Origin of the sequence: Bacillus sp. H1a (genome assembly GCF_000633475.1) — a bacterium.
Taxonomy (GTDB): domain Bacteria; phylum Bacillota; class Bacilli; order Bacillales; family Bacillaceae_G; genus Bacillus_A; species Bacillus_A paramycoides.
This window is the reverse complement of sequence record NZ_AYMH01000141.1, coordinates 1-479: the sequence shown is the minus strand read 5'-3', so window position 1 is coordinate 479 and position 479 is coordinate 1. Positions and strand designations below refer to the sequence as shown.

The window sequence follows — 479 nt, the reverse complement described above, 5'->3', positions numbered from 1 at the left end:
AGGGGTTCATTTAAAAGTATAAATCCAAATTTTTCATATAATAGACATGCAGTTTTTAATTCATGCATTGTTTCTAAATAGCACTTTTCATAATGTTTAGAGGCAAATGACAAAGCTGTTTCCATTAGTTTCTTGGAAAGCCCTAAACCTTGTGCTTTTGGACTTAAGTATAGCTTTTGTAATTCGCAAACTTTATCATGTTCGTTAAACGGTGCTATACCAATTCCACCAACAACTTCTCCTTCCATTTCTACTACCCAATAGTTCGCATGTTTTAGATTATTATAATATTGGTGTAGGTCGTTAAGTTGAGGGTCAAAATAAGCTGTTCCAGGAAGCGCTAATCCAAGTGATTTTAATGAATCTTGTATAATTTCTTTTACTTTTGCATTGTCTTCTTTTTTCATTTCTCGAATAATCATATACGATCTCCTTCAATTAGGTTTTAATAAAGATTGCGACAGATTTTTGAAAATGGC

Annotated in this window: 1 protein-coding gene; it reads right to left on the bottom strand. The window is 31.9% G+C overall.

Going from position 1 to position 479, the window contains the following annotated elements; translation table 11 throughout:
- A partial coding sequence (locus U860_RS0130705; protein ID WP_025151461.1) for a GNAT family N-acetyltransferase occupies positions 1-422 on the bottom strand: 422 nt, incomplete at its 3' end.
- Between the last annotated feature and the right edge of the window lie 57 nt (positions 423-479).